The sequence below is a fragment of the Streptomyces sp. NPDC059564 genome, from assembly GCF_042735575.1.
In the GTDB taxonomy this organism is placed as follows: domain Bacteria; phylum Actinomycetota; class Actinomycetes; order Streptomycetales; family Streptomycetaceae; genus Streptomyces.
In genome coordinates this window covers 1-14,044 of sequence record NZ_JBHWBP010000193.1, presented here as the reverse complement: position 1 = coordinate 14,044, position 14,044 = coordinate 1, and the positions used below count along the sequence as shown (strand labels likewise).

Here is a 14,044-nt window from a genome sequence, read left to right as displayed (position 1 = left end):
AACAACCCCACATCTGGGGTGGGCTGTTTTTTTTTTTTATTCCACCCCGCGGCGGTCTCCCCCCGCGCCCGGGGGGCGGGGGCGGGGGGCCCCCCGGGGCCCGCCGCCGCTCATCCGCACCCGGCCGGGTGCCGAAGCGACGAGGAGTGCCATGCCCGGTTCTCGTGACACCGCGGACGGTCCGCCTCCCCCGGACGGGGTCCGGGTCCGGGTCGCGCCGCCCTCCGACGGGGAACTCACCCGGCTGCTGCGGAGCTCCGGCCGTGGTGATCGCGCCGAGGCGGCGGCGGTGTGCGAGCTGCTGTACCGGCGCCACCGCCGCGCCGCCCTCGCGTACGCCCGTACCTGCTGCCGCACTCCGCAGGACGCCGAGGACCTGGTGTCGGAGGCGTTCGTACGGACCTTCCAGGCGGTCCGCTCCGGCACCGGCCCCCGGGGGCCCTGGCGCGCGTACCTGCTGGCCGTGGTCCGGCACACGGCGATGCGGTGGCGGGACGGCGACGGACGGACCCTGCTGATGGCGGACTTCGACTCCTGGACCCGGCAGGCGCCCGGCGGCAGCGACCCGCAGCGCCAGGTGCTGGCGGACGAGGACCGGCGGCTGGTGGCTCGCTCCTTCCACGCGCTGCCCGCCCGCTGGCAGGCCGTCCTGTGGCACACGCTGGTGGAGGAGGACTCCCCGCACCGGATCGCCGCGCTGCTGGGCATCACGCCGAGCGCGGTGACCTCACTGGCCTTCCGGGCCCGGGAGGGGCTGCGCGAGGCGTACCTCGGCGCCCATCTGGACGCGCCGGGGGGCGGGCGGTGCGGCCACTACAGCGGCATGCTGGGCTCCGCGGTCCGGCGCGGCACCGCGCGCCGCACGCCGCCCGGGCTCGTCCGGCACCTCGCGGGATGCGGACCGTGCGCGGGAGCGTACGCGGAGCTGCTGGACCTCAACGCGACGATGCGCGGGGCCCCGACGCCCGTAGCGGCGTAGGCCGTTCCTCCTCCGCCCGGTCGGGGTGTACGAACGGCGCCGCCCGGCCTCCCCTTCGTGGGGGAGGCCGGGCGGCCGCGGTTCCGGCCGGGTCACAGGCCGTTGACGCGGGCCATCCGTCCGACGACCAGGGGGGTGAAGTCGGCGGTGACGACGCGTGCCGAGCGGCGGCCGGCCCGCGAGGCCTGGCGGCGCACCTGGGCCATGAGGCGGCGGCTGCGCAGGGCCATCTCCAGTTCGAAGCGGGTCCGCGGATCGCGCAGACCGGTTCCGAAGAGCTTCTCCAGCTGCCGCATGCGGTAGCGCACGGTCTGCGGGTGCACGCTCAGCGCCTTGGCCGCCTCGGGGGCTCCGCCGCCCTCCAGCCAGGCGAGCAGGGTGACCTCCAGCCGTTCGCTCTGGCGCGGTGTCAGGTCGGCGAGGGGGCGCAGCCAGCGGGCGGCCAGCGCGTGGGCCAGGGGCTCGTCCTGGAGGAGCAGGAGCGTGGAGAGGTGGTCGTCCACGAAGACGGGGCGGGCGTCCGGGCCGCCGCGGTGGGGGGTCAGAGCGAGCAGGCGCAGGGCCCAGCGCAGCGAGGAGGCGGTGTCCCGGAGGGGGACGGCGTGCCCGACGGCGGCGAACCGGCCGCGCAGGGGGACTTCGAGGGCCGCCCGGGTGTCGGGCTCGGGCACGGGGAGCAGCAGGCACGGCCGGCCCGCGAACATCCCGGGGAGGGCGTCGTCGAGGACGGCCGCCAGCTGCTGGGTCTCGCCGGGTGTGGCCGGCGCGATGGCCCGTACGGACGCGGGGAGGGGCCAGCCGGCGGCCTCGGCGAGCTCCGCGAGGGAGCTGTGGGAGGCGGCGCGGTCGTCGGTGAGGGCCTTGAAGAGGTCCTGGCGGGCCCGGTCCGCCGGGGCCGCGGGCTCCTGCCGCGGGCCGGGGGCGCCGTCGCCGTGCTCGCGGTCACCGTGATCGCGGTCACCGTGGTCGCGGTCACCGTGATCTCCGTCGCCCTGGTCGCCCTCGCCGTGGTCGCGTTGGCGGTCGCCGTGGTCGCGTGCGCGGTCGCCGTGGCCGCGGCCACCGGGCCCGGTCTCCGGGGCGGCGCTCCCGAGGCCGCCGGGGCCGCGGTCGATGCCGGGGCCGCTGCCGCCGTGGCCGCCGCTGCCGTGACCCTGTGCGCGCACCTCCGTGGGGCCGGGGTCGCGGCCGTCCTCGTGCGGGCCGCCGTGGACGGCGTCCGCCGCCGCGTCGTGCCGTTCCTCGATCTCGTCGGGCACCCGCGCGACCTCGCTCTCCTCGCGGTAGCCGAGTGCGGTGAGAAGGGCGAATTCCACCCTTTGCCGGAGAAGTTCGTCATCGATGGCATCGTTGTCATCGACAAGTGTGGAAAATCCGGGAATTCCATGCAGAAGCTCCTCCACTATCTCCCCGGCCAGCGCGGGGAGTTCCCTGCGCAGGACACGGGTCCACTCGCCCCGAGGGCGGGACCAGATGCGGTTCAGAAGTTCGCACATCGTTTCCTCGTTCTTGCCGGGGTGAGGCCTGTCCGGTGGAGGCACGACAAGCCCGTCAGGGTTGTCTGCCTCGCCAACAACCTTGTCCGTCACGACAGTTGCAGCCTCCATACGCCCTCCTGGAAGGTTCCGGCCACCTTCGGTCCCGTGGGTTTGCCTTGATTTTGCCGTCGGGGACGCGTAGACGGCGGATGACGCGATGGCCTGTCACAACCTCCACTGGAGGGGAATCTTCCGGGCTTGTTCGACGCACCGGAGACGGGGTGCGAGAAATTATCACGTTTCGATAAATCCTGTGGAGATGCTGCGTAGCTCCACGATGCTGCTGCACTCCGGCCCCCGAGCCCTTCGGCCGACGTGGGAATTCCACAGCGCTGCCGGCCACCACCGACCACAACTCCCGGGCGCCGAGCGCCAGGTGGAGTGCTCGGAGCCCAGGCGCACAGGAGAACTGGATGCCCCTGCCCCAGCCTCACATGCCCCGCTCGCACAGAGCCCGACGCAGGAGCCGTCACGCGGCGGCGGCCCCGGCCGCGGGACGGCGGGCCGTCCGGCGGCCTTCGCTGCTGCCCGTCGCCGGGCGGGTGCGCCCGAGCGTGGTGAGCGCCGCGCTCGCCGCGCTCGTCTCCCTGCTCGTGGCGGCCCGTGCGGGCGCCCTGACGCACGTGTGGGACTTCCTCGACTTCGGGTCGGGCGTGCTCTCGCTCGTCTCGCTCACCGCCACCGTCCTGTGGGGACTGGTGGCCACCGACCGGGTGCTCCTCGGATCGGGGCACCGGCTGCTCGCCCAGGGCGTGCACCGCGGTCTGGCCGTGTCGGGGCTGGGCTTCCTGGCCCTGCACATCTGGGTCAAGGTCGCCGGGCAGCACACCGCGGCGTCCGCCGCGGTGGTTCCGTTCTCGGACGCGGACCGGCCCGTGGTCATCGGCCTCGGCACCCTGGCCGGATATCTCTTCGTGACGGTGGCGGTCTCCGGCGCCCTGCGTAGTGTGTTCGCCACCAAGAGCCGCTCCCGGTGGTGGCGGGCCCTGCACGTGGGCGCGTACCCGGCGTGGGGCGCCTCGCTGGTGCACGGGCTGAAGGCGGGCCGGCCCGCCGACGCCTGGGTGACGGCGGCGTACGTGCTCGGGGTGGCGGGCGTCATCGGCGTCCTCGTCCTGCGGGTGCGGTGGCGGAGGCGCGAGGCCGCCGCCTCCCCCCTGACCGCCCCTCAGCCCGCCGCGGCGGCGCGCAGCACGCGGCCCCGTCCGTACGTCGTCCGGGACGTGCCCCTCGCCGGGCTCCGCGCCCAGCGCGCGGGCCGGGCCGTGGACGCCCCCGCCGCCCGGCCGTCCGCGCCGCCCCCGCCCGACCGGCCCCCGTACGCCGCCGCGTACGCGCCCGGCCCGGCCGGTGGCGCGGACGCGGGACAGGAGGGACGGCGGTGAGCGACGTACCGCGACCCGGCCTCGGCTGCGTGGGCGCCCCCCGGCTGCTGACCGGACTCGACCGGGCCCCGCGGCTCGACCGCGAGGCCCATCTGGCCGCACACGGCCCGCTCCCCCGCTTCCGCCCGGACGAACTCGTCGACCTCGCCGCCGACATCGACCTGCGGGGCCGCGGCGGCGCGGGCTTCCCCTTCGCCCGGAAACTGCGCGCCGTCACCCAGTCGGCGCGGGGACGCGACGGGTTGACCGCCGTCGTCGTCAACGGCAGTGAGGGAGAGCCGAGTTGCCTCAAGGACAAGGCCCTGCTGCTGCACGCCCCCCATCTGGTGCTCGACGGAGCCCTGCTGGCCGCCGCCGCGATCGGCGCCGAGGACGTGGTGGTCGCCGTCACCCGGCCGGACGTGGAGCGTTCGGTGCGCGACGCCGTCGCCGAACGGGGTCCGGGCGGGCGCCAGGTGCGCGTCGCGCTGCTGCCCGAGCGGTTCGTGACCGGGGAGGGCACCTCGATGATCAACGGCCTCAACGGCGGCGCCGCGCTGCCGTCGGGGCAGCGGGTGCGCACCAGCGAGCGCGGTCTGGGCGGGGTGCCCACCCTGCTCTCGAACACCGAGACGTACGCGCAACTCGGCGTCGCCGCCCGGCTCGGCGCCCCCGGCTACCGGGCGGTCGGCCTGCCCTCCGAGCCGGGCACCGTGCTGCTGACCGTGGCCGGCTCCACGGTCGTCGAGACGCCGACCGGGACCTCGCTGGCGTACGTCCTGGAGCTGTGCGGCACCCGCCCCGGGCAGGGCGTGCTCGTCGGTGGCTATCACGGGCGCTGGCTCGACCCCGGTTCCGCCCTCGGCGCGGAGGTGTCCCGCCAGTCCCTCGCCGCCTTCGGCGCGGTGCTCGGCGCGGGGGCGGTGCTGCCGCTGCCCGAGGACACCTGCCCGGCGGGCGAAGTGGCCCGGGTGACGCGCTGGATGGCGAAGGAGTCGGCCGGCCAGTGCGGCCCGTGCGTACGAGGGCTGCCCGCGCTGGCCGACGTACTGGAGGAGGCCGTCGGCGGCGGGGGCCGGGCCGCCCTCGACGCGGTGGAGGCGCGCATGCACGGCGTGCGCAAGCGCGGTGCGTGCAGCCACCCCGACGGCACCTCGCACTTCGTGGCCTCGGCGCTCGCCGCCTTCCCCGACGAGTTCCGCGACCACGCGCTGGGCAGCGGGTGCGGGCGGCGGGTGCTGGGGGCGCTGCCCCTGCCCCGCGACGAGAGCCCGGAGCGGCTGGTCGTGGACTGGACGCTGTGCAAGGGGCACGGGCTGTGCGTGGACATCCTCCCGGACGTCGTACGCCTCGACGCGGACGGCTACCCGGCGCAGGCCTCCATGCCGGTGCCGGGGGTCCTGCGGCCCAAGGCGCTGCGTGCCGTACGACGCTGCCCGGCGCTCGCGCTGCGCATCCTGGAATGAGCCGTGCACGGCCGCGGATTGCCCCCGAGTTCATTCTTGGCGCGATCTGACAAATTCCCGGGAATATCCACTGGGGCGGCTCCGGGGCCCGTATCAATTACTCAGGCAATGAGAACGCGGGACCGAAGCTGAAGGAGAGACCGTGAAGAGAATGCGTCGCCGTGAGGTATTCGCCGGTTCGGCGGTCGCCGTACTGCTGCTGACGGCCGGGTGCGGGATCTCGGACAAGCCCTCCGCGAAGGGGAATTCCGTACAGCCGGTGAGCGACAGCAAGGCGCTCGACGGGTACGGGTCCGGTTCGCTCCCGGGGTACGGCAGCGATACCGGGGCCGCACCGGCCGGCGGGGCCGAGGCGGCCGCGAAGAGCTCGCCGGCCGGGCAGCTGAAGGTACGGGAGGTCCCGGACCTGGGCTCCGCGGTCACCGACGGCGAGGGCTTCACCCTCTACCGGTTCGACAAGGACACCGCCAAGCCGCCCAAGTCCAACTGCGAGGCGGACTGCGCCACCGTCTGGCCCGCGGTGTCGGCCGACGACGCCTCGGCGGGCGCCGGCATCGAGAACGGCATGCTCGGCTCGGTCACCCGGGCCGACGGCACCCGCCAGCTGACGCTGGGCGGCTGGCCGGTGTACCGCTACGCGAAGGACACCAAGGCGGGCGACACGCTCGGCGAGGGCGTCGGCGGCACCTGGCACGCGGTGGGCCCGGACGGGAAGCCCGCCTCCGCGAGCAAGGGGGCGGGGGCCGCGCCCCAGAAGCCGGCGGAACAGGGGGCGGGACAGGAGGCGGAACAGCAGGCTTCGCTGTCGGCCCGTCAGAACGCGCAGCTCGGCACCATCCTCGCCGATTCGCAGGGCCGCACCCTCTACCGCTTCGACAAGGACAGCGCCTGGCCGATGAAATTCGGGTGTCTCGACGCCTGCCTCAACACGTGGAAACCGGCTTCGCCGGTCGACAAGGCGAAGGTGAAGGGAATTGCCGCCGAATTGGTCGGCTCGGTGAAGCGGCCCGACGGATCGGAACAATTGACGATCGACTGCTGGCCCGTCTACACCTTCACCGGGGACAAGGAACCCGGCGATATCAGCGGGCACAACAAACAGGGCCTCTGGTTCGCCGTGACCGACAAGGGAAAGAAGGCGAAGGCGACCGGATAAGACCCCTCACCCCACTCCCCCCACACCCCCGATCCCGTGGTGCCCGGCCCCCCTCCCCGCCGGGCACCACGGCCCCATTTCCGCGATCAGTCAGCGAGGTTGTGCCATGCCGTCCACCGACCGTCCGACGGGCCGTCTCCTCGTGGCCGTTGCCGTGATGTGCGCCTCGCTGCTGTGCGGCGGGTGCGCCGGGAGCCCGTCGGCCCACCACGTGGCGGCGGCCGCCGCCGCACCGGCCGTCCCGGCCGCTCCCGGCACCTCCGTCGAGGAGATCGCCGGCGCGCTCGGCTGCACCGCCGAGGTGAGCATCGAGGCGGACGAGCTGCGCCAGGGCGCCTGCGAGACCGCGCAGGGCGCCTACCGCCTGACCACCTTCACCGCCGAACAGGGCCTGCGCTCCTGGCTGGACGAGACCCGGATGTACGGCGGCGTCTACCTGGTCGGGGACCGCTGGGTGGTCACCGCCCCGTCGGCGGACGCCCTGACGGCGCTGCACGACCGCCTCGGCGGCACCCTGGAAACCGGCACCGACCACACGGAGCACACGGACGGCTCCCCCTCGGCGGAGGGCCACGCACACGGCCACTGACCCGCCGGAGGTCTTATTGCACATTACTTGCAATTAGAATCTCCCGGCAGAAGCCGCCCGCGCCGACGTCGCGGGGCACCCGGCACGTGCGGGACGCGAAGGAGAAGGCCGATGGCAACGGGACGCATCGTGCTCGGGATCGAATCGTCGTGCGACGAGACCGGGGCCGGCATCGTCTCCGACGGGCGGCTCCTCGCGCACGCCGTGGCCTCCAGTATGGACGAGCACGCCCGCTTCGGCGGCGTGGTCCCGGAGATCGCCGCACGCGCCCACCTCCAGGCCTTCACCCCCGTGGTCCGCGAGGCCCTGGACCAGGCGGGGCTGCGGCCGTCGGACCTCGACGCCGTGGCCGTCACCACCGGCCCGGGCCTGTCGGGCGCCCTCCAGGTGGGCCTGGCGGGGGCGAAGACCCTGGCCTACGCGGCGGGCGTACCGCTGTACGGGGTCCACCACCTGGCCGGGCACGTCGCCGCCGACACCCTGGAGCACGGGCCGCTCCCCGACCCGTGCGTGGTGCTGATCGTCTCGGGCGGGCACACCTCGCTGCTGCTCGTACGGGACCTCGTACGCGATCCGATCGTGCACCTCGGCGACACCGTCGACGACGCGGCGGGCGAGTGCTTCGACAAGGTGGCGCGGGTCTTCGGACTGCCGTACCCGGGCGGGCCGGCCATGGACCGCGCGGCCCGGGAGGGCGACCGGTGCGCGGTGGCGTTCCCGCGCCCGCTGTCCGGCCCGCACGACGACCCGTACGCCTTCTCCTTCTCCGGGCTGAAGACGGCCGCCGCCCGCTGGGCCGAGCGCTACCGGCTGCGCGGCGAGGAGCTCCCGGTGGCCGACGGCGCCGCCTCGCTCCAGGAGGCCGTGGCGGACGTGCTCACCCGCAAGGCGCTGGCCGCCTGCCGGGCCCACGGGGTGGGGACCCTCGTCGTGGTGGGCGGGGTCGCGGCCAACTCCCGGGTGCGGGCGCTCGCCGAGGAGCGCTGCGCGGCGGCCGGGGTCCGGCTGCGGGTGCCGCCGATGACGCTGTGCACCGACAACGGGGCGATGATCGCCGCGGTGGGCGACCTGCTGGTGCGGGCCGGGGCGCGGCCGGCGCCGCTCGACGTGTCCGTCGACCCGTCGGCCCCGCTGGAGTACGCGGCGCTGCACCCGCGCCGGGCCGGCTGAAGCGGGCGGGCCCGTCGAACACCCGGACCACGCCCGCGCGAAGGGCCGTGGTGCGTCGGCCAGTTGTCCGGAATTCCGCTCGTTCGTGAGGAGCACAGACGAGCACAAGAGCCGCCCTGAGGGATGATTCGCCCGGCCGCCGCGTACTCCAGGGTGAGCAGGGAACCGCCCCTCTCTCCGAAAGGAACGGCTCTTCGTGCGCCTGAATCCGCGCGTACCGCGCTTCGCGCCCCTGCTCGCCGCCGCCGGTCTCCTCGCGACCGCCCTCCCGCTGCTGTCCGCGACGCAGGCGGCCGCCGCCCCGGCCGCCGACTACCAGCCCCAGAAGCCCTCCTGGCACCGCTGCGACGCCGCGCAGCCCGCCTCGTACGAGTGCGCGACCATCAAGGTCCCGCTCGACTACCGGCGCCCCGAGGGCCGCCGGATCGACCTCGCGATATCCCGGATCAAGAGTCAGAACCCCGCGAAGCGGCACGGGGTGATGCTGCTGAACCCGGGCGGTCCGGGCGGATCGGGTCTCGACCTGCCGCTGATGGCGGACGCGGAGATGCCGAAGGAGGTCAGGGACCGCTACGACCTCATCGGCTTCGATCCGCGCGGGGTCGGGCAGAGCAACCCGGTCGGCTGCGGCCTCACCGACGCCGAGCAGAACTTCGACCGCGGCTACCGTCCCGAGACCTACGCCTCCGACGTGGCCTGGGCGCGCACGGTCGCGGACAAGTGCCGCGAGAAGTCCGGGGACGTCCTCCCGTACATCACCACCCGCAACACCGCCCGCGACATGGACGCCGTCCGGGCGGCGCTGGGCGAGCGGAAGGTCTCCTACCTGGGCTACTCGTACGGGACCTACCTGGGCGCGGTGTACACGCAGATGTTCCCGCAGCGCGCCGACCGCTTCGTCCTCGACAGCGGGGTCGACCCGCAGCGCGCCTGGCGCGGCATGCTCCAGGTGTGGGCGACCGAGGCCGAGCCGGCGTACGCGCGCTGGACGCGGTGGACGGCGGAGCGCGACGGGGAGTACCACCTCGGGGCCACCCCGGAGGCCGTGTCCAGGACGTTCTGGGACCTGGTGGCGCGGGCCGACCGCGACCCGATCGAGCTGGGGGGCCAGAAGCTGACGGGGGATGACATCCGCTCCGCGCGGAGCGTGTTCTTCTACCCGGCGACGGCGGCCCCGCTCGTCGCCGCGCTCAAGGCCGCGGCCGCGGGCGAGCCGCTGCCGGCCGGGCCGTCCGCGGCGGAGCTGCTGAAGGCCCTGCGGCCCGCCGAGTCCGCGCCGGACAACTCGATCGCCGTCTTCTGGTCCGTGGTGTGCGGGGACACCGACGCCTGGCCGCGCGATCCCGAGCGGTACCGGCGGGACGCGGTGAAGGACAAGGAGCGCTACCCGCTGTACGGGGACATGGCCTCCACCATCAAGCCGTGCGCCTTCTGGCAGCGGCCGCTGGAGGCGGCGACGCCCATGAAGACCCGGGTGGACGTGCTGACGGTGCAGAACGAGTGGGATTCGCAGACCCCGCTGGTCAGCGGGCAGGGCCTGCACCGTGCGCTGAAGGGCTCGCGGATGGTGCTGGCGCTGGGCGGCGAGGGCCACGGCGTGTACCTCGCCGATCCGGCCTCCTGCGCGAACGCCCCGGTCAACGCGTACCTGACCTCGGGCCGGCTGCCCGCCGGTGACGTGACCTGCCGGACGGCTCCGGGGGCCGCCGAACGCGGCACCGCGCCGCAGCCGAAGAGCCCGCTGCCGTTCCCGGCGGTGCCGCGGCGCTTCTGACGCGGACCCGCCGGGTCATCGGGTCAGCCCGGCCGGGACGCCTCCACCGCCGCCTTGATGCGGCGGCCGAAATCGGGGGCGTCCTTGCGGGCCGCGCTCAGCGCGAAGCCGACCAGCAGCTTGCCGAGGCCGTGCCCTTCGAGGGTGTTGAAGATGCGCACCCGGGTACGGCCTCCGGGCAGCGCCTCCAGGTCGTAGCCGCCCTCGGCGGTCACCAGGTTCCGGCTCTGCTCGGTCCAGCGGATCAGGCCGGGCGGTTCGAAGCCGGTGATGCGGAACTCCCGGCCCGTCTTCATCCCGGCGTCCTTCACCGTGCTGCGGAACACCGTCCCGAGGGCCGTGGGCCCGTCCGGGGTCTTGGTGATCTCCTGCACCCGGGGGCTGAATTCGGGGTCGTTGCGGCCGTCGGCGAGGTACGCGAACACCTCGTCGACGGGCCGGTCGACCTCGACGGTCGCCTCGAACTGTCCGGCCATCCGCGCACCTCCGGGCGTACGACGCTTCTCTCGCGGGTCCTACGGGTCTACGGGTCCTACGGGTCTACGGGTCTACGGGTCTACGGGTCTACGGGATCACGATCCCAGACCCGCGTCCCGGGCGCGCGCCAGCAGCCCCGACAGCAGCACCTCCAGCGTCTCGCGCAGGGTGTCCTCGAAGTCCAGGCACAGCACGGCCAGGGCCGGATCGGCCGCGTAGGCGGCGAGCATCGCGGCGGAGGGCCGGGCGTGGGCCCAGACGGAGCCGGCGACGATGACGGTGCCCGCGACGAAGCGGAAGGCGTCCTCGCGCCGCAGTTCGGGCAGCCGGTCCGCGATCAGGGACGCGAGCGCGGTCGCGCCCGCGATGGCGGCGTGCTTGTACCGGGCGGCGACCTCCGGGGAGATGTTGCGTTCCAGGACGGCGGCCTGGGCGCTGATCAGGTCGCACAGGACGGGGCGGGCCGCCAGCTCCCGGGCCACGCAGCCGGCGACGCGGTCCGGGCGGGCGGCGGGCGGGGCTCCCTCCAGGGCCTCGGCGAGCGCCCCGTCGAGCCCGTCCACCAGCTCGCGGGTGGCCAGATTGAGGAGTTCCAGCAGGACCTCCTCGCGGGATTCGAAGTAGCGCAGCACATTCGATTTGGCCAGGCCCACGCGTCGGCTGAGCTCGTTCAGGCTGACCTGCGCCACCGGCATCTCCGCGAGCATCGCGGCGGCGGTGTCGAGGATCGCCCGGCGGCGGGCGGCGCGCTGTTCCTCGCTGCGGGCGCGCTGGAAGTTCGTAGGCGTGGTCACGACATCAGCTTACAGACCTGCGGTCTGTTGTTATCAGACCAGCGGTCTGCTAGCTTCGGAACAGGACAGGAGACCGCCGGTCTCTTACGAGTCTCCGTAAGGAGCACGCCATGTATGCCCTCCCCGACCAGTCCGGGAAGCTCGCCGTCGTCACCGGAGCCAACAGCGGCACCGGCAAGGAGGCCGCCCGCCGCCTCGCCGAGGCCGGGGCCCGGGTCGTCCTGGCAGTCCGCACGCCCGCCAAGGGCGACACGGCCCGCGCCGAGATCCTGGCCCGCCACCCGCACGCCGAGGTGGAGGTGCGCCGGATCGACCTGGCCGACCTCACCTCCGTCGCCGCCTTCGCGGACGGGCTGCTCGCCGACGGCACCCCCCTCGACCTGCTCGTCAACAACGCCGGGGTGATGGCCCCGCCGCGCCGGATGACCACCTCCGACGGCTTCGAGCTCCAGTTCGGCAGCAACTTCCTCGGCCCGTTCGCGCTGACCGTCCGGCTCCTGCCCGCGCTGCTGGCGGCGCCCGCCCCGCGCGTGGCGACCATGAGCAGCGGCACCGCGCACTTCGCGCGGATCGACCTCACCGACCTGCAGTGGGAGCGGCGGCGCTACAGTCCGATGCTCTCCTACGCGCAGTCGAAGCTGGCCGACCTGATGATGACCCGGCACCTGGCCGTCCTCGCCGAGGAGCGGGGCTGGCCGCTGCGCAGCACCGCCGCGCACCCCGGGTACACCAAGACCAACCTCCAGACGGCCGGGGCCAGCCTCGGCCGGGACAAGCCCTCGCGGCTGCACGGCCTGGTGGGCGCCGTGGACTTCCTCCCGAAGCAGGAGGTCGGCCCGGGCACGGAACCGCTCCTGTACGCCGCCACGAGCCCGGAGGCCACGGCCGGCGGCTACTACGGCCCGGGCGGCCGCTTCGGCCTGGTCGGACCGACCACCGAGGCGGGCGTCCCGCGCCGGGCCCGGGACGCCGCCGCGGCCGCCGCGCTGTGGGATCGCGCGGAGCGGCTCACCGGCGTCGAAGCCGCCGCGTCGGCGAGCTAGCCCGGGCCGGGGCACTGTCGGCGGCCGGGCCGGGCCGGCTCCCGCGCAGCGGGGTCAGCAGCCCGGCTCCGAGGATGAGCAGGCACACCGCCCCGGCACCCAGGCTGACGGCCGGGACCCCGTGCCGGGCGGCGAGCACCGTCAGCACGGCCGCCCCGACCGGGCCGGAGGCGTTGTGCACCGTCCAGAACGCGGAGGTGACCCGGCCCAGCAGCGGGTCGGGGGTGATCTCCTGACGCAGGGTCATGGAGCAGACGCCGCCCAGGGTGAGCCCGAACATGAACACCGCCGCCGCCACCGCGACCACCGGCACGCTCCCACTGACCCCGGTCACCGCCACCGCCAGGCCGATCAGCGCGACGGAGCCCAGCCAGCAGGTCCCGAACCCGAGGGCGCGGCGCAGCGGCCCGGCGGCGAAGGAGGCGGCGACGGCTCCGAGCCCGCTGACGGCGATCACGTAGCCGAGGGTGGCGGCGGACCCGCCGAGGTCGTGCTGGACCCGGTAGATCAGCAGGTCGGTGGCGCCCATGGTGACGAAGGTCAGCAGGGTCAGCAGGACGGTCAGGGACCGCAGCACGGGCTGCGCCCACAGGAAGCGGAACCCGGTCAGGAACATCTCCCGGAAGCCGCCGCCCGCCGCGGTGGGGCGCCCCCCGTCCCCGTGGCGGCCGAAGCGCACCCACCGCAGGCTCGCGGCCGACACGGCGAAGGTGGCCCCGTCCACGGCCAGCGCCCAGCCGGCGTCGGCGCCGGTGGTGATCAGCCCGGCGGCCACCGGCCCGAGCAGGGTCCCGAGGGCGAAGGTGCTCATCAGCCGCCCGTTGGCGGCGGTCAGGTCGCGCGGCGGGACCAGGCCGGGCACGGCGGTCACGTACGCCACGTCGAACAGGGTCTTCAGGACGGCCACCGGCACGGTCAGCACGTACAGCAGCCAGATCCGCGGACCGGCCATCCACAGCAGGGGCAGCGCGCACAGCAGTACGGCCCGGCCCAGATCGCAGCCGATCATCAGGCGCCGCCGGTCGGTGCGGTCGACCACGGAACCGGCGAAGGTGCCCGTCACGATCCCGGTGGCCCCGAAGACGGCGGTGAGCAGCCCGAGCTGCACCACGTCCCCGGTGGCGTCGAGCACCAGCAGCGGCAGGGCGAGCAGGGAGACGGACCCGCCGAGCACGGACAGGGCCTGGCCGAGCCAGAAGACGGTGAAGTCCCTGTTCCGGCCGAGCGGTGCCGGATCCGGGCCGGTGTCGCCCGCCGTCACCCGAGCAGGGCGTAGACGGTGGAGGCCTTGGCGGCCGGTTCCTGTCCGCCTTCGGGGGTCAGGGTGATGTCGGCGAAGGCCATCCGCTTGCCGAGTTTGGTGATCCGTACGTCGATCAGCACGTCGGCGCCGGTCACGGGCCGCTGGAAGCTCGTGGACTGCTGGACGGTGGTCATCGGGCCGTACGCGCCGCGCGCGGAGCTGATCGCGATGACGGTGGCGGTGTCGGCGGCGGCCATCAGGGCCTGGCCGCTGAGGCCGCCGCCGTCCCGCGCCAGGGCGTCGGACCAGGGCAGCCGCAGGACGGCGTGCCGCTCGCCGGTCTCCTCGACGGTGAGGCCGAGGGCGAGCACCCAGGGGGCGAAGTTGTCGTGGAGGATCTTGTCCGCGTCTGCCGGTGTCAGCGTCACCCGCAGATTGTGGCGGCCCGGCC

Annotated in this window: 13 protein-coding genes; 8 read left to right on the top strand and 5 right to left on the bottom strand. The window is 74.5% G+C overall.

Annotated elements, in window-relative coordinates; genetic code table 11:
• Positions 1-151: 151 nt before the first annotated feature.
• Entirely contained in the window at positions 152-979 is an 828-nt protein-coding gene (locus ACFV0Q_RS26860; protein ID WP_385008928.1) for an RNA polymerase sigma factor, read from the top strand.
• A gap of 92 nt (positions 980-1,071) precedes the next feature.
• Here the strand turns inward: ACFV0Q_RS26860 and ACFV0Q_RS26855 are convergent, their stop codons facing one another.
• On the bottom strand, positions 1,072-2,295 hold the full coding sequence (locus ACFV0Q_RS26855) for a PucR family transcriptional regulator (RefSeq protein ID WP_385008927.1): 1,224 nt from the start codon (positions 2,293-2,295) through the stop codon (positions 1,072-1,074).
• Positions 2,296-2,930: 635 nt separating this feature from the next.
• On the opposite strand from ACFV0Q_RS26855, the gene ACFV0Q_RS26850 reads away from it, so the two are divergent.
• From ACFV0Q_RS26850 to ACFV0Q_RS26825, 6 genes are all read left to right on the top strand, one after another.
• Positions 2,931-3,902, top strand: a complete 972-nt coding sequence (locus ACFV0Q_RS26850; protein ID WP_385008926.1) for a hypothetical protein — start codon at positions 2,931-2,933, stop codon at positions 3,900-3,902.
• Entirely contained in the window at positions 3,899-5,347 is a 1,449-nt protein-coding gene (locus ACFV0Q_RS26845; RefSeq protein ID WP_385008925.1) for an NADH-ubiquinone oxidoreductase-F iron-sulfur binding region domain-containing protein, read from the top strand. Before ACFV0Q_RS26850 ends, ACFV0Q_RS26845 begins: the two co-directional genes overlap by 4 nt.
• Positions 5,348-5,498: 151 nt before the next feature.
• Positions 5,499-6,503: an SCO0930 family lipoprotein gene (locus ACFV0Q_RS26840; protein WP_385008930.1), complete on the top strand. Its 1,005-nt coding sequence runs from the start codon at positions 5,499-5,501 to the stop codon at positions 6,501-6,503.
• Between the two features lie 106 nt (positions 6,504-6,609).
• Positions 6,610-7,092: a hypothetical protein gene (locus tag ACFV0Q_RS26835; RefSeq protein WP_385008924.1), complete on the top strand. Its 483-nt coding sequence runs from the start codon at positions 6,610-6,612 to the stop codon at positions 7,090-7,092.
• 111 nt (positions 7,093-7,203) lie between these two features.
• On the top strand, positions 7,204-8,262 hold the full coding sequence (gene tsaD, locus ACFV0Q_RS26830) for a tRNA (adenosine(37)-N6)-threonylcarbamoyltransferase complex transferase subunit TsaD (protein WP_385008923.1): 1,059 nt from the start codon (positions 7,204-7,206) through the stop codon (positions 8,260-8,262).
• Between the two features lie 196 nt (positions 8,263-8,458).
• Positions 8,459-10,036: an alpha/beta hydrolase gene (locus ACFV0Q_RS26825; RefSeq protein ID WP_385008922.1), complete on the top strand. Its 1,578-nt coding sequence runs from the start codon at positions 8,459-8,461 to the stop codon at positions 10,034-10,036.
• Between the two features lie 23 nt (positions 10,037-10,059).
• Here the strand turns inward: ACFV0Q_RS26825 and ACFV0Q_RS26820 are convergent, their stop codons facing one another.
• Positions 10,060-10,512, bottom strand: coding sequence for an SRPBCC family protein (locus tag ACFV0Q_RS26820; RefSeq protein ID WP_385008921.1), 453 nt, complete (start codon positions 10,510-10,512; stop codon positions 10,060-10,062).
• Positions 10,513-10,608: 96 nt separating this feature from the next.
• Positions 10,609-11,307, bottom strand: a complete 699-nt coding sequence (locus tag ACFV0Q_RS26815; protein WP_385008920.1) for a TetR family transcriptional regulator — start codon at positions 11,305-11,307, stop codon at positions 10,609-10,611.
• Positions 11,308-11,417: 110 nt separating this feature from the next.
• Between ACFV0Q_RS26815 and ACFV0Q_RS26810 the strand changes: the two genes are divergently transcribed.
• A complete protein-coding gene (locus ACFV0Q_RS26810; protein WP_385008919.1) occupies positions 11,418-12,350 on the top strand; it encodes an SDR family oxidoreductase in 933 nt (310 codons plus the stop codon).
• Here the strand turns inward: ACFV0Q_RS26810 and ACFV0Q_RS26805 are convergent.
• Both ACFV0Q_RS26805 and ACFV0Q_RS26800 read right to left on the bottom strand, forming a co-directional pair.
• Complete coding sequence (locus ACFV0Q_RS26805; protein WP_385008918.1) at positions 12,316-13,611, bottom strand: MFS transporter; 1,296 nt, start codon at positions 13,609-13,611, stop codon at positions 12,316-12,318. The two genes, ACFV0Q_RS26810 and ACFV0Q_RS26805, sit on opposite strands and share 35 nt — an antisense overlap.
• Entirely contained in the window at positions 13,608-14,021 is a 414-nt protein-coding gene (locus ACFV0Q_RS26800; protein WP_385008929.1) for a PaaI family thioesterase, read from the bottom strand. The genes ACFV0Q_RS26805 and ACFV0Q_RS26800 overlap by 4 nt, the downstream gene beginning before the upstream one ends.
• Between the last annotated feature and the right edge of the window lie 23 nt (positions 14,022-14,044).

Coding starts and splice junctions, on each gene's coding strand:
- ACFV0Q_RS26835 (WP_385008924.1), top strand. CDS start 6,610: ATGCCGTCCACCGACCGTCCGACGGGCCGTCTCCTCGTGGCCGTTGCC.
- tsaD (WP_385008923.1), top strand. CDS start 7,204: ATGGCAACGGGACGCATCGTGCTCGGGATCGAATCGTCGTGCGACGAG.
- ACFV0Q_RS26820 (WP_385008921.1), bottom strand. CDS start 10,512: ATGGCCGGACAGTTCGAGGCGACCGTCGAGGTCGACCGGCCCGTCGAC.
- ACFV0Q_RS26840 (WP_385008930.1), top strand. CDS start 5,499: ATGCGTCGCCGTGAGGTATTCGCCGGTTCGGCGGTCGCCGTACTGCTG.
- ACFV0Q_RS26860 (WP_385008928.1), top strand. CDS start 152: ATGCCCGGTTCTCGTGACACCGCGGACGGTCCGCCTCCCCCGGACGGG.
- ACFV0Q_RS26810 (WP_385008919.1), top strand. CDS start 11,418: ATGTATGCCCTCCCCGACCAGTCCGGGAAGCTCGCCGTCGTCACCGGA.
- ACFV0Q_RS26850 (WP_385008926.1), top strand. CDS start 2,931: ATGCCCCTGCCCCAGCCTCACATGCCCCGCTCGCACAGAGCCCGACGC.